Origin of the sequence: Planctomicrobium aquicomposti (assembly GCF_051466325.1) — a bacterium.
Taxonomy (GTDB): domain Bacteria; phylum Planctomycetota; class Planctomycetia; order Planctomycetales; family Planctomycetaceae; genus Planctomicrobium.
Genome location: NZ_CP195792.1, coordinates 4,535,420 through 4,561,381 on the forward strand (window position 1 = coordinate 4,535,420; position 25,962 = coordinate 4,561,381).

Consider the following 25,962-nt stretch of genomic DNA (forward strand, 5'->3'; position numbering starts at 1 on the left):
CAGCAACAGTGGACCGGACTCAGTTCGCGGCTGTCATTCAGAATTCGAAATCAGCGGTGCCCGGCGGACGCGGGAGCCACACGCTGCTGTGCCACGTCGGCCTTCGGCAAGGCAGCGCGCTGCTTCAGACAAGCGACCCACATGTAATCCACCGCGAGTTCATCAATCGTGTAGCGATTGAACTCCTGATGCACCGGCAGTTGGCCACTGCGAATGGCTTTGACGGTGCGGCTGTCCACCCGCTCGCGGCAGGTCCCGAGTTGAAAGCCCGCCGCTTCGAACAGCTCGCGGTAGTCCCGAGAGCGAAGGCGATTGTGATAGGCCAGCCCGCTTCCGCCGTACCAGTGCCACTCCTGCGAGGAGTAACGCAAAAAATTGCCGTTGGTGATCTGCGCGTCAACAGTCGAATAGTGATCCTGAGGATTGAAACGATGCGCCACCACTCCCCCGACCTTCAAAATGCGGTGCGATTCGCGATGGATGTCTCCCTGAATGTCCCGGGGAATGTGCTCCAGCACATTGGAACTGACAACAATGTCGACGCTGGCCTCGGGCAATCCGGTCTGTCGCGCATCGGCGGGATACAGGTATTCAATCCGCAGCGGCTTGAGAAACTCCGACAGGCTCTTCGCGTGCAGATCAGCCCGGCGGTAGCGGGCGAGGACCTCTTCTTCGCTGCAGTGGCAGCGAACGGCGATCTCCGCCAGTTCCGGCTCCAGCGCCCGCCATGTTTCTTTCGCATAGTTCAAGGTCAACCACGGATTCACATCGACCGTGATCACCCGCTGTGCCCCGGCCAGTGCCAGCACATAAGGGACGAACGGCCGCCAACCGGTGCCAATCTCTAGACAGAAGGCGCCGTCAATCGATTTCCCGCTGTCGTGGATCAGTTCGACCAGCTCGAAGGCCCGCCCCAGATCACGAGAGGTCTGAAGACGATTGGTCCCCGCTGCCCGTTGCAGCCAGTGGTACAGCCTGCTCCCGGCGGGCATTCTGCTCAGAACCGCCAGAGTGTGCGCTTTCAGTTTCCAGGACATCGCTTCCAGGTCCGATTGAAGGGGGCGGAGCCTGCTGTCAACCTCCGCGCAAACGGTCATCCCGGAATCATGCCATTCAGAACGGACCTCTGCCTGCAGCGAGCCAGCGGCGAACGCCTCGTGCAGGGAAATCGGCCGGTGAAACGATCCGTTGCAACGACATGTTGCCAAAAAGCAACACGCCTCCCCGATTCAGATTTCGTCGCGAGGCAGAGCGTCAGTACCGGAGACCGAATTCCGACTCCCGTTCGCCCCCCCACGGAGGCACGCTTCGGACGAGTGTCCCCCCCTGCCGTCGCACTCGGTCCACGCACGCAGGACCAGAGCATCTTGACTATTGCCCGGTCCTCGCCACGCAGATGACAGCGCTTCAACCTGCGAAACGTTTGCTGCGCGGGGACTGGAAAGAGCAACCTGCTCGAAGTCAGCCCGGCTGTCGCGTCGTCAGGTACTTATCCATCTCATTCGCCACGATGACACCGTAATTCACCGCCCCCAGCCAGCCCGACATAATGATGCCGACCGAACCGGCGTGATACAGGCCTGCCACCTGCTCTGGCAGCGACTGCGAGACCTTGAGCCCTTCGAATTTCGTCCCGAAGCTCGCCCCCGACAGATGGTGGGTGTAGTGCTCAAACGTCCGGGGAGTCGATGCCTCAATCCAGTCGAGCTTGCTGCGGATGTCCGGGACATACTTCTCGAGGCAGGCGATTGTGTCTTCGCAGAGGGCTTTCTTGTCCGCCTGATACTGTTCTTCCGAGAGGTCCACCCAGTCGCGGTAATTGGCATTCGTTGAGGAGACGACCAGCCAGCGGTTCGAACCGGGGCGTGTTTCCGGATAGTAGAACGAGAAGGTCCGGCTGCTGACCTCTTTGGCGAGCATGGACTGGATATCGAACCCTTCATGCTCGGAGTGGAACAGCAGATCCCCCACGTTGTCGAACCCTTCTCCCTCCTTCAGCCCGATGTAGACCTGACAGCTCGAATTGTTGAGCCGCACCGCACGGGTCTCTTCCACGAAAGACGGGTCCAGATTTTCTTCGCCGACCAGCTTCAGGATGGTCGCCTTGATATTGGCATTCGACAACACCGCGCCGCACTCAATGCGTTTGCCGTTCACATGCACTGCCCGCGCCCGACGCTGTGCATCGACTTCGATCTTGTCGACAAGGGAGCGAATCCGGATATCGACCCCGTTCCGCTCCAGTTCGGCCTTCATCTTTGTCACGAGGGCATCGGTCCCACCCTGGAAGGTGAAGACCCCTTTGCTCATGAAGTTGCTGAACACGATGCCGTAGGTGATCGCCGGATCTTCCAGTGTCGACCCGTTGGCGTAGGTAATCGGCTCCATGAGCAGTCGCACAACATCGCTGCGACCCGGGAAAAACTTCTGAAAGAGTTCCCGTGTGGTCAGCGACTGGTCATCGTAGAAGTTCATTTCCCGCGCGGCTTTGAAGAAGCCGTCAACGGTTTCGTAGGGAATGGCAAACTTCTCGGTGATGATCCGGGTGAAGTCCTCCCGGTCAAACGTTGTCCGCAGCGAAAACTGTGGATTCTCAAAGCGGATCCCCTTCAGCTGCACGATGCTTTCCGCGATTTCAGGCGTCCAGTATTTGCGGCAGCTCTTGATCATGCCGACCGGAAAGCCGTGCAGCGAGATGTCGAAAATATGCCCGCCGCGACGCTTGAACCACGTCGCCATTCCTCCCAGCTGGTAATGGTGTTCCAGCAGCAGCACGGAATATCCGGCCTTCGCCAGCACGTTCGCCCCGGTCAACCCGGCCAGCCCGGATCCAATTACGATGACGTCGTAACGGTCTCGCGTTCCCTGCAGAAAATCCTTCGCCATCGGTCAATACGATCTGAATCGGGGGTGAAACTTGCGAATGCGTGCGCGGACTGCCGTCCACGTCAGAACTCTGACTGACTTGCAGCCTTGCGGCGATTTGCCGCGCGAACACCCATGATTGACGAAATTCCCAACAGGTTCCAGCATGGGACGGCTGCAAATTTTTTTGCCCTGCACGATTGTGCTGAGCGCAGCTTTCCGGACAATGCACCTGTTCGTTTGAACAGACAAACCCGACCGCCTCTTTCAGAATCACGATTCGCCATGCCCGAAACCATCAAGTGCAAAAACTGCCAAGCGGAAATCGAGATTACCGAGGCCCTCTCCACCCAGGTCCGCAGCGAACTCCAGAAGCAGTTCGACGAAGATCTGCGAAAGCGGGAGAAACAGTTCGCCGAACGGGATGCCAAAATCGCCTCCGAGCGGGCCGAACTGGCACAGGCTCAGCAGGCGCTCAAAACCTCACAGGCGGCATTGCAGGAAGAACTTCAACAACAGCTTGCCAAAGAACGGGACCGGCTCAAGGCCGATGCCTTCAAACTGGCGCGTGAGGAACTGACCGGCCAGCTGCAGGAACAGCAAACCGAGTTGCAGTCGGTCAAACAGAAACTGCAGGACGCCCAGAAGCAGGAGATGGACCTCCGCAAACAGGCCCGCGAACTTGAAGAGCAAAAGCGGGAATTCGAGCTGACCCTGACCCGGCAGCTCGATGAAGAACGCGAAAAACTCAAGGCGGAATCAATCAAGATTGCCCGCGAAGAATTGACCGTGCAACTGAATGACCAGCAGGCCGAACTCCAGGCCATTCGCCAAAAACTTCAGAATGCGCAGCAGCAGGAGATGGACCTGCGCAAGCAGGCACGCGAACTCGAAGAGCAGAAACGGGAATTTGAACTCAACCTGACCCGTCAGCTCGATCAGGAGCGGGTCAAAATCCGGGAAGCGGCCCTGAAGCAGGCTGATGAAGACCGACAGCTGAAAGAGGCGGAAAAAGACAAAATCATCAGCGACATGAAACGTCAGATTGATGAACTCAAACGGAAGTCGGAACAGGGCTCTCAGCAGCTGCAGGGAGAGGTGATGGAGCTCGGGCTGGAAGAGTCGCTGCGGCGGCACTTCCCGTTTGACGGGATTAATCCGGTTCCGAAGGGGGTTCACGGCGGCGACGTGCTGCAGGAAATCCATAACCCGACGGGGCATCCCTGCGGCTCGATCCTCTGGGAGTCCAAGCGAACCAAAACCTGGAGCGATGGCTGGCTCCCCAAACTGCGTGATGATCAACGCGCCGCCAAAGCACAGCTCGCCATCCTGGTCAGTGCAGAACTTCCCAAGGGAGTCACCACCTTCTGCTGTCAGGACGGTGTCTGGATCACCAGTTCCGCCTGTGCCATCAGCGTGGCCCTCGCTCTCCGCGAAGGCCTGATCAACGTGGCGATGGCCAAGCAGGCACTGCATGGACATCAGGGAAAAATGGAGCAGCTGTATCAGTACCTTTCGGGAAGCGAATTCCGGAACCGCGTTGAGGGGATCGTGGAAGCTTACACCACACTCCGTGAGGACCTCGACAAGGAAAAGAAACAGACCCTCAAACGCTGGGCCGAGCGGGAAAAGCAGCTCGACCGCGCGATTGCTCAGGCGGCCGGGATGTACGGTGACGTCCAAGGAATCGCGGGCCCCTCGGTGCTGTCAATCCCCTCGCTTTCCCCGCCGCTGCTGGAAGACGATTCCGCCGAGGACGAACCGGACCGGAAAACCCTGTTCAAGCTCAAGTAGGCAAAGCCGGATCGCCCCCGTTGCCTGCAAAAGTTCCCACTCTCGGGCCTCCCGGCGCAGGAATAGCCCCCTCCTGCAAGTGGGAACGAGACTCGGGGGGCTGCCCCCAAACCCCTCACAGATCGCCCTTTCGGAATCGATCAAGCGGCAAATTCACCGCACTCCTTGTCCACCCGTTTTCGCTCCGCTACGCTGAACGGCTCGATTCATTTCACGCAGCAGCGGTGACCATGCAGGATTCTTTGCAAGATCCGAACAGGATTGTCATTACGGGTGTTGGACTCACGTCGCCGAATGGAGATTCGCTCGACGCCATGCGGGCTGCGCTCCTGGCCGGAAAGTCCGGAGTCGTTCCGTTCCAGACCCGCTACGTCAAGCAGCCGGTCCTCGCCGGGGTCTGCCAGTTCGACGAGTTTCTGTACCAGAAGAAAAAAGAGCGCCGACGCGGGACGCGCGCCGGTTCCGTCTCGATCTATTGTGCCAACGAGGCGGTGAAGGACTCCCGGCTCGACTGGGCCAACGTCCGCAAGGATCGGGTGGGGGTCTATCTCGGCATCACCGAACACGGGAATGTCGAAACGGAAAACGAGATCTATGAGATCAAGCAGTACGACTACGACACCAAAGTCTGGTCGCATCACCACAATCCCCGTACGGTGGCCAACAACCCGGCCGGGGAAGTGACGCTCAATCTCGGCATCACCGGTCCCCACCTGACGGTCGGGGCTGCCTGTGCCGCCGGCAACGCCGGCTTTATCTACGGCCTGCAGATGCTCCGTCTGGGCGAGGTCGATCTCGCGATCGCGGGAGGGGTCTCCGAGAGCATTCACACCTTCGGAATCTTCGCCAGCTTCGCCAGCCAGGGAGCTCTCGCCTGGCACGAAGATCCCGCCAAGGCCTGCCGTCCCTTCGACATAAACCGCAACGGAATTATCGTCTCCGAGGGTGGGGGCATCTGTACTCTCGAACGTCTCCCGGATGCGTTAGCCCGCGGCGCCAAAATCTATGGCGAAATCGTCGGCTACGCGATGAATTCCGATGCCTCTGACTTCGTCCTGCCCAATGCCAGTCGGCAGGCGGAATGCGTGCGGCTGGCCCTCGACCGCGCGGGTCTCAAGCCCGAAGACATCGACATCGTTTCCAGTCATGCCACTGCCACCGAGCAGGGGGACATCGAAGAATCCCGGGCTCTTCAGGAAGTCTTCGGCAATCGCCCTTCACTGGCGATCAACAACACGAAAAGCTTCATCGGCCACGCCATGGGCGCAGCGGGCGCACTCGAGCTGCTGGGGAATGTGCCAAGCTTTCAAGACCGAATTGCCCACGCTACAATCAACCTCGATCAGCAGGATCCCCGCTGTGAGTTGCAGCAAATCGTTGCAAACCGCCCGCGTCACATGGAACGGGTCGAATACATTCTGAACAACTCGTTTGGAATGCTCGGTATCAACTCGGTTCTGATCGTGAAAAAATTTCCGGCGGAATTTGGCGGGGTCTACTCCTGATCATCGGGGTGCCCGCCCTCCGTGCGGGGACCATATCTTGAATCCCGTCGAAAGAAACGATTCGGAGCGCAAGCGGAATGACCCGGCCAGAAATTCGTGAAGTGATTATCAGCATTCTGGAACGGATCGCTCCGGACGAAGATTTGTCGAGCCTCGACGACAGCGTCGCCTTCCGCCAGCAGATGGAACTCGACAGCATGGACTTCCTCGACATCGTCATGGAACTCCGCAAGCAATACCGGGTTCAGATTCCAGAAGCGGACTACGAACACCTGGCAACAATGGACAGCACCGTCACTTACCTTGAACCCAAGCTGGCCGACGTCCCCAAGTAGACCCGCAGGCACCGACCCAAATCAGCATCCCAAGCCACGTGCGACCTCGCCCGTGGCTTTTTTCTTGCGCCTCAATCTCTTTCCTGAGTTCGCCGCTGCCATGAACTCCAGGTCCATCGGCGATCCGGTCGATCAGGCTTCTTGCCGGGTCCCGGAACCACTCCACCGACCGGAAAGGCCCGATGCGCAGCTTCTTAACGACAGACAAAAGCCATTCAATCTCGCTGCATGTCAATTAAACATAATCTATCCAGAAATTCTGGATGTGCGTGATCCTTGCGACTATGATTGATAGATCTGCTGCCGCGTTCGCGGGCGAAAACATGAGGCTCTGCTGCCCTGCCTCAAAAAATCGTCGGCCACCAGATGCTGCTCATCGCCGCTTCTGGAAAAGCGAGTTGTTCCACCCGAAACACTCGTGACAAGCGACCACGTTTATATATAATCTCACAATATTCTATATCTGCAGAATGACATGCGCGTCACGCTCCCCTGCAGATTTACTTGCATCCTGAGGACCGTCCCCATGAGCTTTGCGCGTCGTCCGTCAATTTCCCCCCGAACCGCTCGCGGTTTCACACTGATCGAACTGCTGGTGGTGATTGCCATCATCGCGGTGCTGATCGCTCTCCTTCTCCCCGCAGTTCAGCAGGCCCGTGAAGCGGCCCGCCGGACGCAGTGCAAAAACAATCTCAAGCAGATTGGTCTGGCGCTCCACAACTATCACGATACCGCCGGCATGTTCCCCCCCGGAGCGGTCTGGGAGCACCCCACCGGAGCCGCCAGCAGCATCCGCAACACATGGACCTGGAGCATGCTGATTGCTCCGTACATGGAAATGAGTTCGATCTACAACGCAGTGCAGGTCGGCACCGGGTCCGATGCCACGCAGTCCTCACTGGACAAGGCCCTCACGGACCCGACCCGTCTGGCAATGCTGCAGCAGCCCGTCGCTTCGTTCCGCTGCCCGTCTGATACCGCACCGGCGCTGAACGACGTCATGTACTTCACCCTTCCCACAAACCCGACAGCCCTGCCGACCAATAACTATGTCGTGAACAACGGCACCTACACCTTCCGCCCCGAACTGGCGAACTCACCTCCGGGCTCGGCGACCAATGCAGGCAAGGGGTCCAACAACGGGATGTTCGGGGCCATCGGAACCGGTCCGAACCTCGTTCAGGGAGGCCGCTGCACCCGCGTTCGTGACGTGACCGACGGTCTGACGAACACGATCGCGGTCGGCGAACGATGCTGGCAGTCCGGCGATCTGGATTACCGCGCCGCCGTGCTGTGGGGAATGCGAGGAAATTATGTCTCCAACGCCAATGTGCAGACCAGCGGCATGGTCACCAATTTCGCAGTCGGCTATGTGCTGATGAACTCACCGGTTGTCGGAACCGCTGATGACCAGAAGCTCCTGCATCGGAATGCGTTCGCCAGTGTTCACACCGGCGGAGCCCAGTTTGTGATGGGAGATGGGTCGGTTCGCTTCATCAGCGAGAACATTCAGCAGCGTCCCTACCAGATCACCCGGAGCGCCTCGGGCACCACTGCTTCGAACTACACCACCTATTCCCGTCTGATTGCCATTGACGACGGCGAAGCTGTGGGCGAGTTCTAGAGCAGGCCGCTCTTTCCAGTCCGCGCAGCCAGCGTTTCTCAGTGTGAAATTCTGACGTCGGGGTAACGAGGACGGGGAGTCAACCGCCCAAATTGCTCTCACGCAGGCCGTGAACGGGAAGATGGATGAACAGGAGATGGTTCGCCGGACGCGGGCCATCTCTTCCCCTTTCCAGATGGTGAGACACCCTGCCGCCTCGCAGGGTCCGTCAGGCAATCAAAGTATCATTCAGGAAGTGAGTCAGTCATGATCCAATTCATTCCAGCTCGCGGCATGCGGCTTGGACTCGCCTCGATGGCCACAGCGCTGCTCCTCGCAGGCTGCGGCGGGGGCGATGTGGAACTGGGAGCCGTTCACGGCAAAATCACTCTCGATGGACAGCCCCTCAAGCACGCCAGTGTGGTCTTCGTCCCCGAAACAGGACGGGCCGCGATGGGAGGAACCGATGAAAACGGCGAGTACAAGCTCGCCTATTCTGCTACGGCCTCCGGAGCTCTCGTTGGTCCGATGACCGTTGAGATCCGGGCCGGCAACCCCGACGGCACACGCAAAGAGCCCGTCCCCAGCAAGTACAACACCCAGTCCGAATTACGGACGGAAGTGAAACCAGGGGACAACGAAATCAACTTTGACCTGCAATCGAAGTAGGGCGATTTGCTCTTTCCGGGACTCGCTGTGACGGCCTCGTCCGGGGCCGCAGCGTAGTTCTCTCTCCCCGTTTTCTGCCACAATCGATCGCGGATCCCAGCTTGGGACGGCCTGCCAGCATTTCGCTCGGGCCGTCTTTTTTATTGGGCCACCGATCGGACAACAGGTGATCAGGCCGCAGCTGTCGGGTCCGGTCCGCTTACTTCTTCTGAGTGGAAGCGGCGACGACCCGCTGGCAGTCCGGCAGACTCTCCAGAAAGATCCGGCCATAGGGTTTCGTGCGCAATCTCGGATCGAGAATCACCACCTGACCGCTGTCGGTAGCCGTTCGAATCAAACGACCGAATCCCTGTCTCAACTTGATGGCCGCCTCGGGCACCTGGTACTGGGTAAACGGGTTCTCCCCCCGCTCGCGAATCCGCTCCACTCGTGCTTCGAGCAGAGGATGATCGGGCACGCTGAAGGGGAGTTTGGTGATGATCACATTCTTCAGGGCGTCGCCGGGCACGTCGACTCCCTGCCAGAACGATTCCGTGCCAAACAGCACCGCCTGTCCATCCTGACGAAACCGCTCCAGCAACAGGCTCCGCTGCAGCCCTTCTCCCTGACAGAGTAACAACCGGTTCCGCGAGACGAACCAGGGCTGCAACACGCGGGCTGCGCTTTGCAGCATCTTGTAACTCGTAAACAGGACGAACACGCCTCCTTCGGTATCATCCACATGCTGCCGAATGCGGTCGATGACGGCGCTCTCATACAGCGCTGGTGACTCTCCCGGATCGGGCATCGAGTCGGGCAGCACAAGTTTCGCCTGCGTGTGGTAATCGAACGGCGAACCGAGTTTGAGTTCCGTCGCCTTCGTCAGACCGATCCGGTTCCGGAAGAAGCTGAAATCCTGCTTGCCGACCGCCAGCGTGGCACTCGTCAGAATGACCGATGGAATCTGCGAGAACAGATTATCCCGCAGCGATGCCCCGACATCGATCGGTGAGGACATCAGCTTGATATTCAGGTTCTGCCGCCCGACCGTTTCAATCCAGTAGACGGAATCGTCCTGCCGCTGCTTCATCCAGGTCGTCAGCGACGTCCCCAGCACATCCAGTTTGTCCGCCGCGGAATTGAGCTCCACCTTCTGCTCTTCGCTCGTGAGATCGGCGGCGAATGTCCGGATCAGCATCGACAGGTCATGCACTTCCGAACTGACGGTGTTATCGACGGACAAGGGCTGCCGGGCCCGGCTGTTGGGGCGGCCGGCCGATGTCCGCCACTGCTCCAGCTCATCAAACATCTGATCAACAAGAATTCGCAGCCGCGCGACAAGCTGCTGTCCCTCAGTCAGGTTATGACTGATCAGCAATCCTTTCTGATTCCGGTCGTTGTAGAGCTTGTTGAACAGATAGTTGAACTGGCCGTTCGAAACAGTCACCCCCAGATGCGCGGCCGCCACATCTTCGAGCATGTGGGCTTCGTCGAACACCACCACATCGTACTCGGGGAGGACGCTCGCCCCTTCCCGCCGGAGCGCCAGATCCGAGAAGAAGAGCGCGTGATTGACGACCAGAATGTCGGCATTCCAGACGCGACGTCGGGCCCGGTAGTAGTAGCAGTCATCATACGTCGGGCACTTTTTGCCAAGGCAATTTCCATGTTCGCTGCGGACTTCATCCCAGACATTGGAAAGCGGAGAAAAGCCCAGATCGGCCAGGCTTCCGTCGTAGGTCGACTGAGACCAGTCCTTGATCTGCTTGAGCTGCCGCTGCTCTTCCGATTCAAACAACGTCCGGCTTTTATCCACGGCTCCCGCCATCCGCCGCAGGCTCAGATAGTTCCCCCGCCCCTTGACGAGCACAGCGGAGAACTCCAATGGCAAGACAGCATTCAGAAACGGAATGTCGCGGCTGATCAGCTGTTCCTGCAGACTGATGGTGTGTGTGCTGATCACCACCCGCCGTCGCGCTTCCCCCTCATTTCCCTGTCGGCCGGCTGTCGCCAGAATACTCGGCACCAGATATGCAAAGCTCTTGCCGACCCCGGTTCCGGCTTCGACCACCAGATGACGTCGGTCCGCAATCGCCGCGGCGACCGCCTCCGCCATCTCCGACTGTTCGCCGCGCGCTTCAAATCGCGAGAGACGGCGGGCGATCAGCCCGTCCGGTTGAAACACTTCACTGGTCGTGGGAATCATGTTTCCGACCTGCGGACACCGATCAGGCAGGTGTCGTCCCGTGAAGCAACGTCGGAGGAGAACTCTTCCACATCGGCGACAATGGCGTCGATGATCTCGCCGATGCTCCCCGACGTGCGGGAGATCAGCTCGATCAACCGGTCGTTCCCGTAGATCGCACGGTCCGCGCTCATCGCTTCGGTGACTCCATCAGTATATGCGATCAGCGCTTCCCCGGGGCCGATCCGGAACGTCGATGATTCATACGTCAGGTCCGGTACAATCCCCAACGGCAGGCTCGATTTCTCTTTGCCCAGCGCGGTCACCGTTCCGTCGGCAGCCCGCAATAAAGGACAGGAATGCCCCGCATTCACCATCCGTGCCTCGTGAGTCGCCGGGTCAATCACCATCAGCAGAAAGGTAATGAATCGATGCCCCAGACCGCTGCTGGAAATCTCTTCATTCAGTCCCGAAACGGCTTCTTCAATCGATGCTTTGGTGAGCAGCTGATACCGGGTTGAAGAATACAACCGGGCCATCAGCAGTGCCGCCGGCATTCCTTTCCCGGCAACGTCTCCAATGGCCATCACCAGCCGACCATCCGGCAGGGCAATGTAATCGAAGTAGTCGCCGCCGACGCTCTGCGCCGCCTCGTAATAGTCTGCGAAGGAATAATCCGGAAGGTTGGGCCGCGACTTCGGCAGGAAGCCCAGCTGCACCTGCGTGGCAAATTCCAGATCCCGCTCGATCTCACGCCGCTGGACGTGTTCCTCATGCAGACGCGCGTTCTCGACAGCCATCGACGCCTGCGCTGCCAGACTCGACAGCAGGTCGAGATCCTCTTCTGAGAAGACCCGCCCTTCATCGCGAGTCACGATCTGAATGACCCCCAGACACTCCTCATCCTGACCGACCATCGGTACGCACATCATCGACCGCATCCGCATGCGCGAGAGCGTATTGCTCTTCTTGAACCGCGAATCGTTGGAGATGTTGTGACTGAGAATCGACTCACGGGTCTGCATCGCGTGCCGGATCACGGTCATGCTGACCGCCACCGATTCCGCTTCCTTGCTCCCCCGACTCGTACGACTGGCTTTGACCTTCAGCTTGCCCGTGTCCGCCTCTTTAAGCAGCACGAAGCCCTGATCCGACTGCGGAAAGATATTGAACAGCGTTTCCAGCATCTTTGGCAGAACGCTCTCGACAGCCAATTCCCGCCCCAGCGCGTGGGTGATTTCCAGAATCGCCTTCAGCTTGACGGCCGGATCGACCGTCGACTTATGCGTCGCTTCCCCCGGAAGTTTGCGGATTGACGTCGAACTTTCAAAATCGGCAGCCACCTCTTCTTCTCCCAGCTGCAGGAGATGGCTCTCTTCAAACGTCACGCCCCCCTCGGAGAGGGGTGGGCCGCCTTCAGTCGCGAGTGGCTGCAGATGATTCTGCTCAAACACCGGGATCGGAATGGCCGTGGACGGGTACATCAGAAACGTCAGCACGACATCACACAAGCGGATCTCATCACCATCACGCAGCTCGGTGCGTCCGGCGATCTGACTGTCGTTCACATAGGTGCCGTTCCGGCTGCGCAGATCTTCGATATAGCAGGTGCCGTGGCTCTGAAGAATCTGCGCGTGGTGGCGGCTGACGACACCACTTTCCAGCACCACCTGACAGTTGGGATGGCGCCCCAGAATCGTGCGGTCCTCCACCAGCGGAAACTGCGTTCCCTCAGGACCACCTTTGACGATCTGCAATACGGCCAAGCGAAAACCTTATGATCGCGCAAAATCGATTCGAAAAACAGGGCGGCCCCCACCGGGCCCCCCAGGAACAGGACCGCTCTCCCGCAAGTGAAAGTCTGCCTCGAAGTTGACCTCTCCCGGACATTACTGATTCTGCATGGTCCTCACCTCAAGGACCGCAGTCGAATTTTTCATCGACCGGATGTCGGGCGACTGGGGCCTGAAACAGGGCACCTCACTAAGCTTAGCCGAGTCTCCATTGACCGGTCAAACCGCACGCTCCGGGTAAGCGAGGGTCGGGTGGAATCCGTTCCCGTCAGTGATATGATGCACGCTTTCCGCTCGCGTCAGTTGTCGACGCCAAGCCCCCCAATCTGCCAGCTTATCATCGGCCCATTCCATGGACGCGTTTCAGTACATCAACGGCGAACTTTACTGTGAAGAGCTCCCGGTCTCCGAACTGATCAAACAGTACGGCACGCCGCTCTGGATCTACTCACAGGCAAAGCTGATTCATGAGTTCGAGGCGATTAAAAACGCGTTCGCCGAAGTCGATCCGGTGGTCTGCTACTCCGTCAAAGCCAACTCCAATCTCGGTATCCTCAAGGTGCTGAACGATGCCGGCTCCAGCTTTGACATCGTGAGCGGCGGTGAGCTGTATCGAGTCAAAGCCGCTGGCGCCGACACCAGTCGCGTCATCTTCGCCGGCGTCGGCAAGACCGATGATGAGATCCGCCAGGCGCTTGAAAACAACATCCTGATGTTCAACGTGGAAAGTGAAGCCGAGCTGCGGATGATTTCCCGCATCGCCGCTTCCATGAATCGGGTCGCTCCCGTGGCACTGCGGCTGAACCCGGATATCGACGGCAAAACGCACGAGAAAACGACCACCGGCAAAAAGGGAAACAAGTTCGGCATGGACATCGAGCGGCATAACGCCCTCGCTGCCCTGGTGCTTGCCGATCCGCATCTGGAGCTGCGGGGCATTCATATGCACATCGGCTCGCCCATCAATTCCACCGAGCCGTACCAGCAGTCCGCCCGCAAAGCCCTCGAGGTCATTACCGATCTCCGCCGGCAGGGTCACAAGACCAACTGGATCAACCTGGGGGGCGGCTTTGGCCTGAATTACCGGGGAAGTGAAGCCCCTCCCGCCAAGGCCTACGCCGATGCGATCCTGCCCTCCATCAAACAGGCCGAATGCCGTCTGGCTCTGGAGCCGGGCCGCTCCATCGTCGGGAACGCCGGAGCCCTCGTCAGCCGCGTCGTCCTGACTAAACGTGAAGGTGGCAAATGGTTCATCGTGCAGGATGCTGCCATGAATGACCTCGTCCGCCCCGCGATGTACGACTCCTTCCACCGTATCTGGCCGGTTCAGCCGAAAGTCGCTCCACCGGCCGATTACGAAGCCGCAATTCCCGGCTGTGAACCGGCGGACGTGGTCGGCCCGATCTGCGAGTCCGGAGACTATCTCGCCAAGGGACGCCATCTTCCCCCTGTGGAGGCGGGCGATCTGCTCTGCACCTTCAGTGCAGGGGCGTACGGAATGGCGATGAGCAGCAATTACAACTCGCGTCCCCGGGCTGCAGAAGTGCTTGTCAGTGGCAAGACCTCGAAGATCATCCGTCGCCGCGAGACCTACGAAGATCTCATCGCCGCCGAACGAGTCTGATTGCGGAGACGAGCCAACAACGACAATTCCCCGGAACCCGAAGCATCAGCCAGGGTGTCCGGGGGGAGTCGGAACCCGAGTTTCAGAACACCGGGCCCCAGGTCCACGGCATGAACTCTTCATCGCCGATGCCCTGCGCCTCGCTCTTGGTCTTTTCTCCGCTTGCGACCGAGACGATCGACTCAAAAATCTCGTGCCCGACCTCCTCGACCGTCTTTTCACCGTCGAGGATCGTCCCCGCGTTGATGTCCATGTCATCCACCATGCGGTTGTACATCAGGCTGTTGGTGGCGACCTTGATCGTCGGGACCGGCTTCACTCCCAGGCAGCTCCCGCGGCCGGTTGTGAAGACCACCACGTTCGAGCCCCCCGCAATGATGCCGGTCACCGAGGCGGGGTCGTAGCCCGGTGTGTCCATGATCACGAAACCTTTTTTCGTGACCGGTTCACCATACTCATACACCGCCTGCAGCGGAGCCTGTCCCCCCTTGGCGATCGCCCCGAGCGACTTCTCCACGATGGTTGTCAGTCCCCCCTTCTTATTGCCGACAGAAGGATTGTTGTTGATCGTGGTGCCGAACTTGGCGGAATACTCTTCCCACCAGCGAATCCTCTCCAACAGCTTTTCACCCACTTCGCGACTCACCGCCCGACGGGTCAGCAGATGCTCGCCGCCGTAGATTTCGGTCGTCTCCGCCAGAATGGACGTCCCGCCGTACGCCACCAGCAGATCGCTGGCGTAACCGAGTGCCGGATTCGCGGTCACACCGCTGTTGCCATCGCTGCCGCCGCAATTGGTCCCCAGCACAATCTCGGAGACCGGAATCGGCTCGCGCTGAGCCTTGTTGACCTCCGGTAGCAGTTCTTTCAGGATCGAAACGCCGCGACGGACCGTCTTGGCGACCCCTCCCTCTTCCTGAATGTTCATGATGACCGGCTTCTTGCGGTTCTCGGAGGGAACATTCAGCTGCACCAGATTGAATTCCTCCGCTAGGAAGGAAGCCTGACCGGTTTCACACCCCAGACCGACAATCAGATAGGCCGCAATGTTGGCATGCTTGGCGAAGCCGGCCAGTGTCCGGCTGAGCTGGAGATGATCTTCACCTCCAAAGCCCATTCCGCAGCCCCCCTTGTGCGCCAGGGCAATCACTCCATCGACATTAGGGAAGTTTTCCAGGATGGAACGATCGAAGGCGTTGGCGATGTACCGCGACGAAGTGGCTGAGCAGTTCACGGTGCTGACGATCGCGACATAATTCCGGGTCGCAGCCCGTCCATCCGCGCGACGATAGCCCATGAATGTGCGTGGCTGCGCGGGGACCGGCAGGGGCTGAATGGTCGTGCCGAACTCGAACACGTGATCCTTATGCTCGAACGTCACGTTATGGACATGCACCCACTCCCCCGGAGCAATGTCCTCACTCGCGATGCCGATCGGCTGGCCGAACTTGCGGAGTTCCGCTCCTTTGGCGATTGGCAGAATCGCCAGCTTGTGCCCCATCTCGATCCGTTCCGTGGCCACCACCACCTGACCGCTGCTGTTGCGGAATTCCGTGCCGGCTTCGGCCGCCTGACGGGCCACTGCCACATTATCCGCCGGGTGGAGCATCATGAACGGGGCAAGCGCAGCCATATCTCGTTACTCAATTCCGCAAAAGATCCGGGAAAGCGTCGCAACGGCTGCGCACGCGTGAAATTGCCTGGCGGGTGGCATCACCGAGTGCCGCTCGACCGGCGACTCAGGTCCCCTGCGTCCGGCTCATCGCCGCACTGACCAGTCGCTGATCAAAATAATTCACTTCCATGCCTGCGTCGAGAACAAGTTTCTGGGCGTTCATCCCCGATGATCGGGGGCTGAGCAGGAATGCGGTGGCATTGGCCACTTCTTCGGTCTGAACGGCCCGCTTCCGCAGCGTGGCCTGTTCCGCGAACAGGTAGGAATCGACATAGCCCGGAATGCCCGCCGAGGCCGAGGTCTTCAGCAGTCCCGGGCAGACCGCGTTGAATCGGACCTGCGAGAACTCGGAAAACGACTTCGCCAGAAAGCAGATCGCCGAATCGAGTGCCGCTTTGACCGGCGCCATGTATCCGTAATTCTCGGCGGCCATCCGTGTCGTGGAAATCGAGATCGTCACCACGCTGCCGTCGGTCGGATCGAGCTGCTCGCGGAAGGCGTTCGAGACCGCGACCAGCGAAAAACAGGAGATGTCGACCGCCTGCAGAAAGGCCTGACGGGGAGTGGCATGAAACGGCAGCCAGCCGGCCGAATAGTCGGCAAACGCAATCGAATGCACAATGCCGTGCAGCTGCGGACGATCCTGGCGCACTGCAGCGGCCAGATCATCGATCTGCGTCTGATCGGCGACATCGCAAACGTAAACCGGGGCGGTTCCGACCAGTTTGGACAGGCTCGCCTTCCGGGCTTCACTCCGCACGGAATACAGGACATCCGCTCCCGCCGCAGTCAGCAGCTGACCGACATGATAAGCCACACTCTTCCGATTGGCCGCCCCCATAACGAGGATCGATTTCCCGGCCAGCTGCAAAAAATCCATGATCTGAAGTACACCTTCCCGATTTATTGAATCCCGATGACCGCCGCCACGTCGACTCGCCTGCCAGCACCGCTGCACTCAGCGGAGCGCATCCACGTCACGGGCACTTCAGTGATGAAGCACTCGGCACATCATAGCCTGGTGGAGCGCCGAGCTATCGGGTCACGCACAGGTTGTCGCGATGAATCACTTCCTCGTACGCAGCCTCTCCGAGCCGGGCTTCCACCTGCTCTGTTTTCATTTTCGCAATCGAGGTGACCGTACTCGAATCGTAGTTCGTCAGGCCGCGGCCGAACTCTGTTCCCTCGGTATCGAGCAGCGAAACGAGTTCCCCTTTTTCGAAGCTCCCTTCGACCTGCGTGATGCCGATCGGCAGCAGCGACTTCCCTCCATGCTTCACCGCCTTCACCGCTCCTCCATCGAGGTGCAGTTTGCCGCGGGGTGTCACGGTAAATCCGATCCAGCGCTTCCACGCCGGAATCACCCCCCCTTGCGCGGTGAACAGCGTGCCGACATCATCCCCCGCCATAATCCGGTCCAGCACGCGATTGTCGCGACCATCGGCGATGATCACACTTTCACCGACGGCGGTCGCCATCCGGACCGCTTCGAGCTTGGTAAACATCCCTCCCGTGCCACGGGAGCTTTTCACATTGTGAGCCAGCCCCATCAGCTGCTCGTTCCACTCCGCGACCACCGAGATCTTTTTGCTCGCCGGGTCACGCGGATCGCCATCGAACAGACCATCGACCACAGACAGAATCACCAGCAGCGAATTGGGAAGCAGGTTCGCCACCATGGCGGCCAGACGGTCATTGTCTCCAAATTTGATTTCGCGGACGCTGACGGTGTCGTTCTCGTTGACGATCGGAATCACCACGCCGTATTCGAACAGCGTCAACAGTGTGTTCCGGACATTCAGGTAGCGGTCACGGTGCCGGAAATCGTTGGCGGTCAGCAGCAGCTGTCCCGCGACATAGCCATGCTTCTTGAGAGCGTCATCGTAGGTTCGGATCAGATGCGCCTGCCCCGTGGCGGCTGCGGCCTGCAGATGCGGCAGATCCTTGGGACGGCCGTTCAGCCCCAGCAGTCCGATCCCGGCTCCGACGGCTCCGCTCGAGACCACCACCACACGGCGACCGGTCTCGCGAATACGGTGAATCTGTTCCGCCAGCGCAGCCACCCGGTCGGTATCGAGCCGGTCATTCTCCCGAGAGAGCGCATTGGTTCCGATCTTGACGACGATGGTCTGCGCGGAAGCGACGACCTCCTGTCTCACAAGGCTGGGCATGGTCATTGATGTGCGGGCCTTCCCGGCCCTGCTCCTCTACAGATTGCCCCTGTGGGGCAGCGTTGGGTAACGTTCAATTTCGGGCTCCCCCCATCGTCGGTCCGGGCGTCCGGTGCCTCAGATTGACAGACGGTGACAGTTGGCCTGCACGGCGGCCGCAACTCAAAAGGGGATCTAATCGGCTTTCAGCCCCTGCTCGGCATACAGTTTCTTCTTCAACTCGGCGTCTTCGAGGATGCACATCTCGCCGGTTTCAGCGTCGTAGGCGTAGACCTGCCAGCGGTAGAGGCCTTTGAATTGCACGTTACATTCCTTCACCATCTTCGAAAACTCGGCAAACGAAGGGGGCTTGTCATCATGTTCGGCCCGATACAAGTTGACGCTATGCTGCAGCTTCAGCATCTCAGCATGGGAAATCGCAGCGAAATAGGTCTGGCCCACCGCGGTCAGATAATCGCCGGCGGTCACCTTGTTTCGCTCTTTCTCGACCAGCTTCGGATTCTTGGCCAGAGCCTCTTTCTTGTCGACGAACTCATGATTGTCGGCGACGAATCCCTGAGGCTGATTTGCCGGTTTGTTTTCCACCGGGGCCTTGGCCTCCGCCACCGCCTCTTCTGCCGGCTTTTCCCCTTCTGCCCGCTTGAACATCACCGGATCGAGGCAACCGCTCAGTAGAAAAACCCCGGCAGCAAGCTGCCAGAACGGTGAAAGAGCACGGGGGATCAACATCGGTTGTTCCAATCAATCGGGGCGGGAAGCACGTTCAGAGAGTCCAGAATCGGTCTTACCGGTTAAAGCTCTCAATCGTTGCGGCACAGCACGGCTTCATTTGTACCGCCTGCACGGGGAACTTCTCAAGCGGGGACGGGAACGGGAGGATTTCAGTTTTTTGCTCCAACGCCACGATTTTTTCAGTAAACTGAACGGGTCGGCAACGTAATCAGGACCGGAGGCCGACAGATCCCGGAAACTCAGGCGTCTCGGGACCGTTGCATTTCAACACAGGAAGGTGCCATGTCAGGGAGTTCCGGAAACCGCAACCGTGAACTGCTCGGGCCGCTGCTCGCGACGATCATCGTTCTCTTTTATGGCGGTGTCGCGACCGCCATTGTGCTGGCAGCCGGGGGAAGTGACCCGGTCATCGGTCTGCTGATCTTTTTCGGTCTCAGTGGGGTGACGCTCGTCGTGGCCTATCTGCTGCAGGCATTCGGGTCGGTCCCGATGCATCCGCTGGCCTGGTTCAAACGCCGTAAGGCAGACCCGCTGGCCGTCTACAACCCCGAACCCCGGCAACGGGCGCCCCGCGAAACGTACGGCACCAATCGTCCTCCCTCCGTCGAGGAAGTCCGCGACGCCAAAGACAGCCCCCGCAACTGGATTCCTGCGAACACGCATCGCGGCACCAATCCCCGCACCCGTCGCCGAGATTGAATGCTGACGCGGAGACGGAGAGCCACCGCGGAATCCGGCGGGGTCTCGGTTCCCTACCGCCCCGGCGGCAACGCCTGCAGCCGGTTCAGAATCTCCCAGGTCAGTTCCTGCAGCCCGGTTCCCGTCGCAGCCGAGATCTTCATCACCGGCTTCTGCAGATCGGCCTGCAGCAGCTCCGCGAACTCATCCGCTTCCGGCAATTCGCATTTGGTGACGACAATAATCTCACCCCGATTGACCAGCTCCGGGTCGTACAGCCGCAATTCTTCGCGAATCTGGTGATAGTTCTGCAGCGGATCACTCTGATCCATCGGAGCCGGCTCGACCAGATGGACGAACAACCGGGTCCGCTGGACGTGACGGAGGAACTCATGTCCCAGTCCCACACCGGCGTGGGCTCCTTCGATCAGACCGGGAATGTCCGCCAGCACGAACGAATGGTCATAACCGACCCGCACCATGCCGAGATTCGGATACTTCGTGGTGAAGGGATAGGCTGCAATTTTCGGGGTGGCCCGTGACATCCGGCTGAGCAGCGTACTCTTGCCGGCGTTCGGCTTGCCGATCAGTCCGACATCGGCCACCAGTTTCAGTTCGAGCAGAACGTTGCGGAATTCTCCCGGCTTCCCCTCTTCCGCGTAATGCGGCGCCCGTTCGGTGGAGGTGGCGAACCGCTTGTTGCCTCGCCCCCCTTGCCCCCCCTTGGCAACCGTGAATTCCTGCCCGTGTGTCAGCAGTTCGGTCATGACGAAGTCGTGATCGGTGTCTTTGATCACCGTTCCCGGGGGAACCGGAATCACCACATCGGCTCCTGACTTGCCGGTGCAGAGCGCCCCTTCGCCTGGTCGACCGTGATCGGCATTCCACTGCCGGTGGCCGACCAGATTGGAAAGGCTGCCGACGTTCTCATCCGCCTTGATGATCACGTCTCCCCCCTTGCCGCCATCACCGCCGTCCGGACCGCCACGCGGAATAAACGCTTCCCGGCGAAAGCTCATACAGCCATTGCCGCCGTCTCCTGCCCGGCAGGAAATCTCCACACGATCCGTAAACATGCTCAATCAGCCAAAGGAACAGACAATGAATTCAACAGCGTCTTCGCAGCTCAGCAACAGGCGACCGCGGTCGGCGCTCAGCCCCCGAAGGCGCTATACCGACGCACGCCCCGGCCAAACACCCAGCGATTCGCAAACAGCAGCGCCACCACCCAGATCAGTTCCACAATCAGGGACTGCGCCAGCTCCGCATGAGTATATCGTCCCAGCATGATCGCCGCCGGTTCATACGCCAGATATTTGAACGGGAGCAGCAGGATCACCTTCCCCGCGCCCGCCGGCATGAAATCGAGCGGAATCATGTGTCCCGACAGGAAGTACGTCAGCATCATGTAAATGAACAGCAGGGAACTGACTTCCAGAAACCAGAAGGAAATCAGCCCCAGCAGCGATTCGATGAGAAAGCCCATCAGAAAAGCCATCGCCAGCGACGCCAGAAATCCCGCAAACGTCACTCCCCCCGGCCAGGGCGGCAGAAAACCGCGACAGAGCCAGAAGACCAGCACGAACGGGCCGATCGCCACTCCGTAGTACACCAGCTTGTGAGCCACCCGATACCAGAACAGATAACTCAGCATATCGATCGGCTGCGTCAGAAACTTCTTGATAGAGCCATCCCGCACACTGGCGGCGATTCCGTTCGCCAGACCCGGCATGCTGGAGAAGGCCCGCCCCACCATCGTCAGCAGGTAGTAGGCGACCATGTTGGCATAGGTATAGCCCCCCACTTCCGTCGGTCCGGCTTCGGTGTCGACCGCGAAGATCGCTCCCCACAGGTAGATCTGCGTCAGGATCGGCAGAAAACGAAACAGCGTGCCGAGCGCGAAATCGGCCCGATAGATCAACCGCTCCGACATCGAGGTCCGCAGGATCAGCCAGCGCGTGCGCCAGTGACTGATCCAGGGATTCTCGGAAAGGGTCGCTGCGGTGGTCATTTTCAAAAGGGCGGTTCAGGTTCAATCAGCGCTCAGGGAAATGCCTGCAGTGCTCAGGTGCCGGTTACGACCGGTTGGCCTGCGGATTGTCTCGTGGTGGAAAACATCTCGGCAATCACTTCCTCCAGCGGGCGGTCCTGCACGCCGACGTCTTCAATTCGAAACTCCGCCAGCAGCCGACCGAGAACTTCCGGCACGCGGGTCCGCGGAACCTCGATCTTGGCGCGGGGCAAGGTCTGCTCCAGCACATTCCCGAACCGTTCCAGCTGCGTCGGAGTTTCATCCACGGCAAACTGCAGGTGAATGACCTTGTTGCTGCTGAAACGCTCCACGATCTCAGCCAGCGGACCATCATGTTTGATCTCGCCGTCGTTAATGATGATGGCCCGCTTGCAGAGGGCTTCGACATCTTTCATGTAGTGACTGGTCAGAATCACCGTGATCTTCTGCTGGGCCTGATAGTACCGCAGGAAGTCCTGCACCCGCCGCTGCGAGACGACATCGAGTCCGATCGTCGGTTCATCCAGCAGAAGGACCTCGGGGCTGTGCAGCAGCGCCGCAATCAGCTCCATCCGCATCCGCTCCCCCAGCGAAAGTTCGCGAACCGGCTGCCCGATCAGTTTGCGGACTTCCAGCAGGTCGACCAGTTCATCTTTGCGACGTTCGAAATCGGTATCGGGAATGCGGTAAATCTCCCGGTGCAGCAGGAACGACTCTTGCGCCGGCAGGTCCCACCACAGCTGGTTCTTCTGCCCCATCACCAGCGAGAACCGGCGACGGAAGGCATTTTCCCGCTTCCACGGGACATACCCGAGCACCCGGGCTTCCCCCGCGGTCGGATAGATCAGGCCGGACAGCAGCTTCAGCGTCGTCGTCTTCCCCGCACCGTTCGGTCCGAGAAAGGCGACCATCTCCCCTTCCTCGATCGAGAAGCTGACGTTTCGCGCCGCCTCCTTCGACTTGTATTCACGATGCACCAGTCCGCGCAGCGAGGCCCAGAAACCTTCCCGTTTCTGATAGACCCGGTAAGTCTTGCTGAGACCAATCGCTTCAATCGCTGGCATAGAGCAGGCTGACAAACGGACAAATCGACGAAATAACAACCGGTGGTTGCCGGCATGGTCTCTGCGGGTCGCGGCGACACCCGGCCGACAGGCCCACGCGCTGAACCATCAAGGGTAATGCCCCGCGAGCGGAATCGCGACCCACTCCCGGGTTCCGCCGTGGCTCTTCGGATCGACTGCAATCGATATCATACCGGGATGCAACCGCTGCAAGTCACACTGACCTCGATCCGGAATATCCTGACCAGAACGTCCGGTTATCTGAAAACGGTCTCCTCGCACTCGCTGCAACCCTACCGCGGCTGTACTTACGGCCGCGCGTTGTGCGGCGTCGGCTGCTACGTGCGACAGAACGGACACATCCTGCAGGGGCGGGAATGGGGGAGCTTCCTCGAGGTCCGCGAGAACGCCGCCGCTTCGTACCTCGAGAATTATCATCGCGAAGCGAATTGGGCCCGCAAGCAGCGAGGAAAGTTCTCCCTCTTCTGTTCCAGTTCCACCGATCCCTTCCTGCCCCAGGAGCGGAAATACGGAATCACAACCGGTCTGCTGGCTGCCATGCTGCAGTCGCCGCCGGACTTACTGATTCTGCAGACCCACTCCGCAACGGTCGTCGAATCGCTCCCCCTTCTGACCGAACTGAATGCGCGTTGCGAGCTGCGGGTGCATATCTCGATCGAATCGGACCGCGATCGACTCCCCGGCTTACCTCCCCCGGCGAGCAGTGTCGCCGACCGGTTGGCAGCCTGTGACCAGTTGCGGCAGCAAGGGCTGTGCGTGGTCGCCACCGTGGCTCCGCTTCTGCCAATCGACAATCCGCAGGAGTTCTTCCGGCGGCTCGGGGAAGTCGCCGATCGTGTCGTGATCGACCATTTTATCGGCGGCGACGGGAGCTCGGACGGCTCCCGGACACTCAAGACCCCACTGCCACCAGCCATGGCGGCCGTGCGGACGGAATCGGTCACGCTCGCGTATCGGGATGACATCATCAACATCGCCCGGGAATTGCTCCCCGGGCGAGTCGGTGTTTCGATCGACGGATTTGCCGGCAGGAACTTTTCCTGACCGGCAACAGCCACGCGGCCGCCCCCCTACTTCCGGGTAATCCGCTTGGTCAGGCGGGCGATCATGGCGGCACATTCCTTGCGGGCTTCTGCAAAGCCGGCCGGGGTCAGGTTGGTCCCTTTGCAGTAGTCGAGCACCACCTGCTCGGCGTCCATCAGTTCCTTGCAGGCATCGGGAATCTCGCTGGCGATTTCGATGGGAATCGTCGTCACGCCGTTGAGATCTCCGTGCAGCAGCATGCCGGGCTCAATGATGATTCCTCCGACGGTGACTGGAACATTGAGCTGCGGAATGTGGCAGTATCCGTGCGAACAGATGGTCCCGTTGGTGAACGCGGGAAAGTTCAGAGCACGGACTTGATCCAGATCACGGCCCGCCCCCGAGGTGATCAGTCCAGCGCTCCCGAACGACTTGTACATCGTGCACATCACCTCGCCGAACGTGGCGGATGCGGTCGGTTCATCCAGATCCTGAAACACGATCACCGGCGGGCCGGGAAGGTCGGCGAAGGCTTCAATCTGCTCGACCAGGCCGCCGTAAGAGCCGCCGGCTTTCGGCGGAGCGAGACTGCGGAAGGTGGACGTCAGCGCAAATCCGACCATCGGGGGCAAGTTCGGAAAGCAGGCCTTGATCGAATCATTCATGTAGCCCAGGTTGCGGGGACGCACATCGAACAGCTCGATCACGTTGCAGACGGTCGGAGTATCGTATTTCGCAAGATCATGCAGAGTGGATGCTGACAGCATAGGGATCAATTTCCAGGGTGAACGGAAGGTGGAGTGTCCGCTGAACTCGTTTCGTCGCCTGCCGGATTGTCACTTTTTCCTGACGGCAGGCGTGCCCCGCAGGAACTGGAAATCAGGCCGGCGCTCCGCCGGGCAGACCGAACCGTTTCTCAACAGGTCCAGTCCCGCCGGGACGGCTCCCGTGAGGGACAATCCAAGTTCGGCGCTGGGCCGATCCGCAAGGCGCGGAAATCATGGCAGGTTGCATCAAGACACGCCAGTGTATGCTCACTGCGGGTGAAGATTGCCCGTCACAGCCAATTCGGGGCGGCACGGGTGGACAGATCCCCAAGGCTTTCATACGTTCGGGAATTCCGGTTTCCTCTTTGAGGTTGGTGTCCGTGGCAGTACAGGAAATTCGACATGCGGTCACCCCCGAGCAGGGGGGACGGCTCGATCAGCTGGTACGCGAGCTGACAGGACGGTCGCGATCGGAGATTCGTGGCTTGGTCTCCCAGGGCTGCGTGAAAGTCAACGGTCGCATCTGTTCCGCCGCCGGCAGTACGGTTGCACCGGGGGATGTCGTCGAGATCATTCACGATCCGCAGACCCGCTATCAGGAGCCGACCCGCCCTCGCGACGACCCGGCCTTCAAGCTGATTTATGACGATGAGTATCTGCTCGTCGTCGACAAGGCTCCCTCAGTGCTGACCGTTCCGACCGATCAGGGGGGCCGCGAACGGACTTTGCTGGAGGCCGTCGACCAGATGTTGCGACGATCCCGGCAGGGGCGGGCGGCACCCGTGCATCGGCTCGACAGGGGGACCTCCGGCCTGCTGGTCTTCGGAAAGTCCGAGCAGATCGCCCGCGAGCTGCAGGATCAGTTCAAGGTCCGCAAGGCAGAGCGGGAATATGCGGCGATCCTCTCCGGCAACCTGCAGCAGGCGGAGGGGACGATCACTTCCCGGCTCGGCACAACAAAGCGTCTGCAGCGGTACAGCGTTCGGCCCGGTGAACCGGGTGAACTGGCAATCACCCATTACCGGGTCGCCCAGCAACTGCAGCGAGCCACCTACGTCCGCGTCCAGCTGGAAACCGGCCGCCGCAACCAGATTCGTGTCCACTTCGCAGAACAGGGACACCCCGTTCTCGGCGACCAGCGCTACCGGGTCGACATCTCGCAGCATCCCCGCTGGCGTGCGAAGCGGCTCGCCTTGCATGCCGCCACGCTCGGCTTCGAACATCCTCGCACCGGAGAGCTGCTCAAACTGGAAGCTCCCCTCCCCAGGGAATTCGAGCGCTTTCTGCTGGACGTAAAGGCCCCTGCTCCCAAGCAGGGATCACAGCGTCCCCCGCACAAGCGAAAATCCTGACCTCGTCGATGCCTTGCGGCAGCAGGGAGCCGGGCCCCTGTTTCAGGACCCGGCAGCACGCGAGGCACACCCGACTGGACAACTCAACAGGCCGGCCAGTTAACAGGCTGGCGACT

At 59.9% G+C, this 25,962-nt stretch carries 21 protein-coding genes; 9 read left to right on the forward strand and 12 right to left on the reverse strand.

The window, feature by feature from the left end; translation table 11 throughout:
* Positions 1-50: 50 nt before the first annotated feature.
* Both SH664x_RS17460 and SH664x_RS17465 read right to left on the reverse strand, forming a co-directional pair.
* On the reverse strand, positions 51-1,037 hold the full coding sequence (locus tag SH664x_RS17460; RefSeq protein WP_437203060.1) for a methyltransferase domain-containing protein: 987 nt from the start codon (positions 1,035-1,037) through the stop codon (positions 51-53).
* A 424-nt stretch (positions 1,038-1,461) separates the two neighbouring features.
* Complete coding sequence (locus tag SH664x_RS17465; protein ID WP_437203061.1) at positions 1,462-2,886, reverse strand: phytoene desaturase family protein; 1,425 nt, start codon at positions 2,884-2,886, stop codon at positions 1,462-1,464.
* 264 nt (positions 2,887-3,150) lie between these two features.
* Between SH664x_RS17465 and SH664x_RS17470 the strand changes: the two genes are divergently transcribed.
* The 5 genes from SH664x_RS17470 to SH664x_RS17490 all read left to right on the forward strand — a co-directional run bounded on the left by SH664x_RS17470 (position 3,151) and on the right by SH664x_RS17490 (position 8,771).
* Entirely contained in the window at positions 3,151-4,659 is a 1,509-nt protein-coding gene (locus SH664x_RS17470) for a DUF2130 domain-containing protein (protein WP_437203063.1), read from the forward strand.
* Between the two features lie 230 nt (positions 4,660-4,889).
* The gene (locus tag SH664x_RS17475; RefSeq protein WP_437203065.1) at positions 4,890-6,164 is read left to right on the forward strand and encodes a beta-ketoacyl-[acyl-carrier-protein] synthase family protein; all 1,275 of its coding nucleotides are present in this window, start codon (positions 4,890-4,892) and stop codon (positions 6,162-6,164) included.
* Positions 6,165-6,241: 77 nt separating this feature from the next.
* Positions 6,242-6,499: an acyl carrier protein gene (locus SH664x_RS17480; protein WP_437203067.1), complete on the forward strand. Its 258-nt coding sequence runs from the start codon at positions 6,242-6,244 to the stop codon at positions 6,497-6,499.
* A 526-nt stretch (positions 6,500-7,025) separates the two neighbouring features.
* On the forward strand, positions 7,026-8,123 hold the full coding sequence (locus tag SH664x_RS17485) for a DUF1559 family PulG-like putative transporter (RefSeq protein ID WP_437203069.1): 1,098 nt from the start codon (positions 7,026-7,028) through the stop codon (positions 8,121-8,123).
* A gap of 246 nt (positions 8,124-8,369) precedes the next feature.
* Positions 8,370-8,771: a hypothetical protein gene (locus SH664x_RS17490; protein ID WP_437203070.1), complete on the forward strand. Its 402-nt coding sequence runs from the start codon at positions 8,370-8,372 to the stop codon at positions 8,769-8,771.
* A gap of 199 nt (positions 8,772-8,970) precedes the next feature.
* Here SH664x_RS17490 and SH664x_RS17495 read toward each other — a convergent pair whose 3' ends face one another.
* Both SH664x_RS17495 and SH664x_RS17500 read right to left on the reverse strand, forming a co-directional pair.
* A complete protein-coding gene (locus tag SH664x_RS17495) occupies positions 8,971-10,956 on the reverse strand; it encodes an ATP-dependent DNA helicase (protein ID WP_437203072.1) in 1,986 nt (661 codons plus the stop codon).
* A complete protein-coding gene (locus SH664x_RS17500; protein ID WP_437203073.1) occupies positions 10,953-12,701 on the reverse strand; it encodes a SpoIIE family protein phosphatase in 1,749 nt (582 codons plus the stop codon). The genes SH664x_RS17495 and SH664x_RS17500 overlap by 4 nt, the downstream gene beginning before the upstream one ends.
* A gap of 379 nt (positions 12,702-13,080) precedes the next feature.
* On the opposite strand from SH664x_RS17500, the gene lysA reads away from it, so the two are divergent.
* Positions 13,081-14,352, forward strand: coding sequence for a diaminopimelate decarboxylase (gene lysA / locus SH664x_RS17505; RefSeq protein ID WP_437203075.1), 1,272 nt, complete (start codon positions 13,081-13,083; stop codon positions 14,350-14,352).
* Between the two features lie 82 nt (positions 14,353-14,434).
* On the opposite strand, the gene SH664x_RS17510 is transcribed toward lysA, so the two are convergent.
* The 4 genes from SH664x_RS17510 to SH664x_RS17525 form a co-directional block, all read right to left on the reverse strand.
* Positions 14,435-15,985 carry a UxaA family hydrolase gene (locus SH664x_RS17510; protein WP_437203076.1) on the reverse strand — a complete coding sequence of 517 codons (1,551 nt, stop codon included), beginning with the start codon at positions 15,983-15,985 and terminating at the stop codon, positions 14,435-14,437.
* A gap of 106 nt (positions 15,986-16,091) precedes the next feature.
* Positions 16,092-16,907, reverse strand: coding sequence for an enoyl-ACP reductase FabI (locus SH664x_RS17515; protein ID WP_437203078.1), 816 nt, complete (start codon positions 16,905-16,907; stop codon positions 16,092-16,094).
* A gap of 154 nt (positions 16,908-17,061) precedes the next feature.
* Positions 17,062-18,198: a glutamate 5-kinase gene (proB, locus tag SH664x_RS17520; RefSeq protein ID WP_437203080.1), complete on the reverse strand. Its 1,137-nt coding sequence runs from the start codon at positions 18,196-18,198 to the stop codon at positions 17,062-17,064.
* Between the two features lie 174 nt (positions 18,199-18,372).
* Positions 18,373-18,927, reverse strand: coding sequence for a hypothetical protein (locus tag SH664x_RS17525; protein ID WP_437203082.1), 555 nt, complete (start codon positions 18,925-18,927; stop codon positions 18,373-18,375).
* A 285-nt stretch (positions 18,928-19,212) separates the two neighbouring features.
* Here SH664x_RS17525 and SH664x_RS17530 point away from each other — a divergent pair, with 285 nt between their 5' ends.
* Positions 19,213-19,629: a hypothetical protein gene (locus SH664x_RS17530; RefSeq protein ID WP_437203084.1), complete on the forward strand. Its 417-nt coding sequence runs from the start codon at positions 19,213-19,215 to the stop codon at positions 19,627-19,629.
* A gap of 53 nt (positions 19,630-19,682) precedes the next feature.
* Here the strand turns inward: SH664x_RS17530 and obgE are convergent, their stop codons facing one another.
* The 3 genes from obgE to SH664x_RS17545 form a co-directional block, all read right to left on the reverse strand.
* Positions 19,683-20,684 carry a GTPase ObgE gene (gene obgE, locus SH664x_RS17535; RefSeq protein ID WP_437203085.1) on the reverse strand — a complete coding sequence of 334 codons (1,002 nt, stop codon included), beginning with the start codon at positions 20,682-20,684 and terminating at the stop codon, positions 19,683-19,685.
* A 77-nt stretch (positions 20,685-20,761) separates the two neighbouring features.
* Positions 20,762-21,619 (reverse strand): ABC transporter permease, encoded by an 858-nt coding sequence (locus SH664x_RS17540; RefSeq protein WP_437207261.1) that lies wholly within the window; start codon positions 21,617-21,619, stop codon positions 20,762-20,764.
* Positions 21,620-21,672: 53 nt separating this feature from the next.
* A complete protein-coding gene (locus SH664x_RS17545) occupies positions 21,673-22,683 on the reverse strand; it encodes an ABC transporter ATP-binding protein (protein ID WP_437203086.1) in 1,011 nt (336 codons plus the stop codon).
* Positions 22,684-22,881: 198 nt separating this feature from the next.
* Between SH664x_RS17545 and SH664x_RS17550 the strand changes: the two genes are divergently transcribed.
* The gene (locus SH664x_RS17550; RefSeq protein WP_437203088.1) at positions 22,882-23,748 is read left to right on the forward strand and encodes a hypothetical protein; all 867 of its coding nucleotides are present in this window, start codon (positions 22,882-22,884) and stop codon (positions 23,746-23,748) included.
* A gap of 26 nt (positions 23,749-23,774) precedes the next feature.
* Here the strand turns inward: SH664x_RS17550 and SH664x_RS17555 are convergent, their stop codons facing one another.
* Positions 23,775-24,494, reverse strand: a complete 720-nt coding sequence (locus tag SH664x_RS17555; protein WP_437203090.1) for an RraA family protein — start codon at positions 24,492-24,494, stop codon at positions 23,775-23,777.
* Positions 24,495-24,874: 380 nt separating this feature from the next.
* Here SH664x_RS17555 and SH664x_RS17560 point away from each other — a divergent pair, with 380 nt between their 5' ends.
* Positions 24,875-25,846, forward strand: coding sequence for an RluA family pseudouridine synthase (locus SH664x_RS17560; protein ID WP_437203092.1), 972 nt, complete (start codon positions 24,875-24,877; stop codon positions 25,844-25,846).
* Positions 25,847-25,962: the final 116 nt, after the last annotated feature.

Bases quoted from the DNA above. Each gene is read 5' to 3' on its own strand.
- SH664x_RS17530 (WP_437203084.1), top strand. From the start codon at position 19,213: ATGTCAGGGAGTTCCGGAAACCGCAACCGTGAACTGCTCGGGCCGCTG.
- SH664x_RS17540 (WP_437207261.1), bottom strand. From the start codon at position 21,619: ATGACCACCGCAGCGACCCTTTCCGAGAATCCCTGGATCAGTCACTGG.
- obgE (WP_437203085.1), bottom strand. From the start codon at position 20,684: ATGTTTACGGATCGTGTGGAGATTTCCTGCCGGGCAGGAGACGGCGGC.
- SH664x_RS17470 (WP_437203063.1), top strand. From the start codon at position 3,151: ATGCCCGAAACCATCAAGTGCAAAAACTGCCAAGCGGAAATCGAGATT.
- SH664x_RS17460 (WP_437203060.1), bottom strand. From the start codon at position 1,037: ATGTCCTGGAAACTGAAAGCGCACACTCTGGCGGTTCTGAGCAGAATG.
- SH664x_RS17465 (WP_437203061.1), bottom strand. From the start codon at position 2,886: ATGGCGAAGGATTTTCTGCAGGGAACGCGAGACCGTTACGACGTCATC.
- SH664x_RS17515 (WP_437203078.1), bottom strand. From the start codon at position 16,907: ATGGATTTTTTGCAGCTGGCCGGGAAATCGATCCTCGTTATGGGGGCG.
- SH664x_RS17545 (WP_437203086.1), bottom strand. From the start codon at position 22,683: ATGCCAGCGATTGAAGCGATTGGTCTCAGCAAGACTTACCGGGTCTAT.
- SH664x_RS17555 (WP_437203090.1), bottom strand. From the start codon at position 24,494: ATGCTGTCAGCATCCACTCTGCATGATCTTGCGAAATACGATACTCCG.
- SH664x_RS17485 (WP_437203069.1), top strand. From the start codon at position 7,026: ATGAGCTTTGCGCGTCGTCCGTCAATTTCCCCCCGAACCGCTCGCGGT.
- SH664x_RS17510 (WP_437203076.1), bottom strand. From the start codon at position 15,985: ATGGCTGCGCTTGCCCCGTTCATGATGCTCCACCCGGCGGATAATGTG.
- lysA (WP_437203075.1), top strand. From the start codon at position 13,081: ATGGACGCGTTTCAGTACATCAACGGCGAACTTTACTGTGAAGAGCTC.
- SH664x_RS17475 (WP_437203065.1), top strand. From the start codon at position 4,890: ATGCAGGATTCTTTGCAAGATCCGAACAGGATTGTCATTACGGGTGTT.
- SH664x_RS17550 (WP_437203088.1), top strand. From the start codon at position 22,882: ATGCAACCGCTGCAAGTCACACTGACCTCGATCCGGAATATCCTGACC.
- SH664x_RS17490 (WP_437203070.1), top strand. From the start codon at position 8,370: ATGATCCAATTCATTCCAGCTCGCGGCATGCGGCTTGGACTCGCCTCG.
- proB (WP_437203080.1), bottom strand. From the start codon at position 18,198: ATGCCCAGCCTTGTGAGACAGGAGGTCGTCGCTTCCGCGCAGACCATC.
- SH664x_RS17495 (WP_437203072.1), bottom strand. From the start codon at position 10,956: ATGATTCCCACGACCAGTGAAGTGTTTCAACCGGACGGGCTGATCGCC.
- SH664x_RS17480 (WP_437203067.1), top strand. From the start codon at position 6,242: ATGACCCGGCCAGAAATTCGTGAAGTGATTATCAGCATTCTGGAACGG.
- SH664x_RS17525 (WP_437203082.1), bottom strand. From the start codon at position 18,927: ATGTTGATCCCCCGTGCTCTTTCACCGTTCTGGCAGCTTGCTGCCGGG.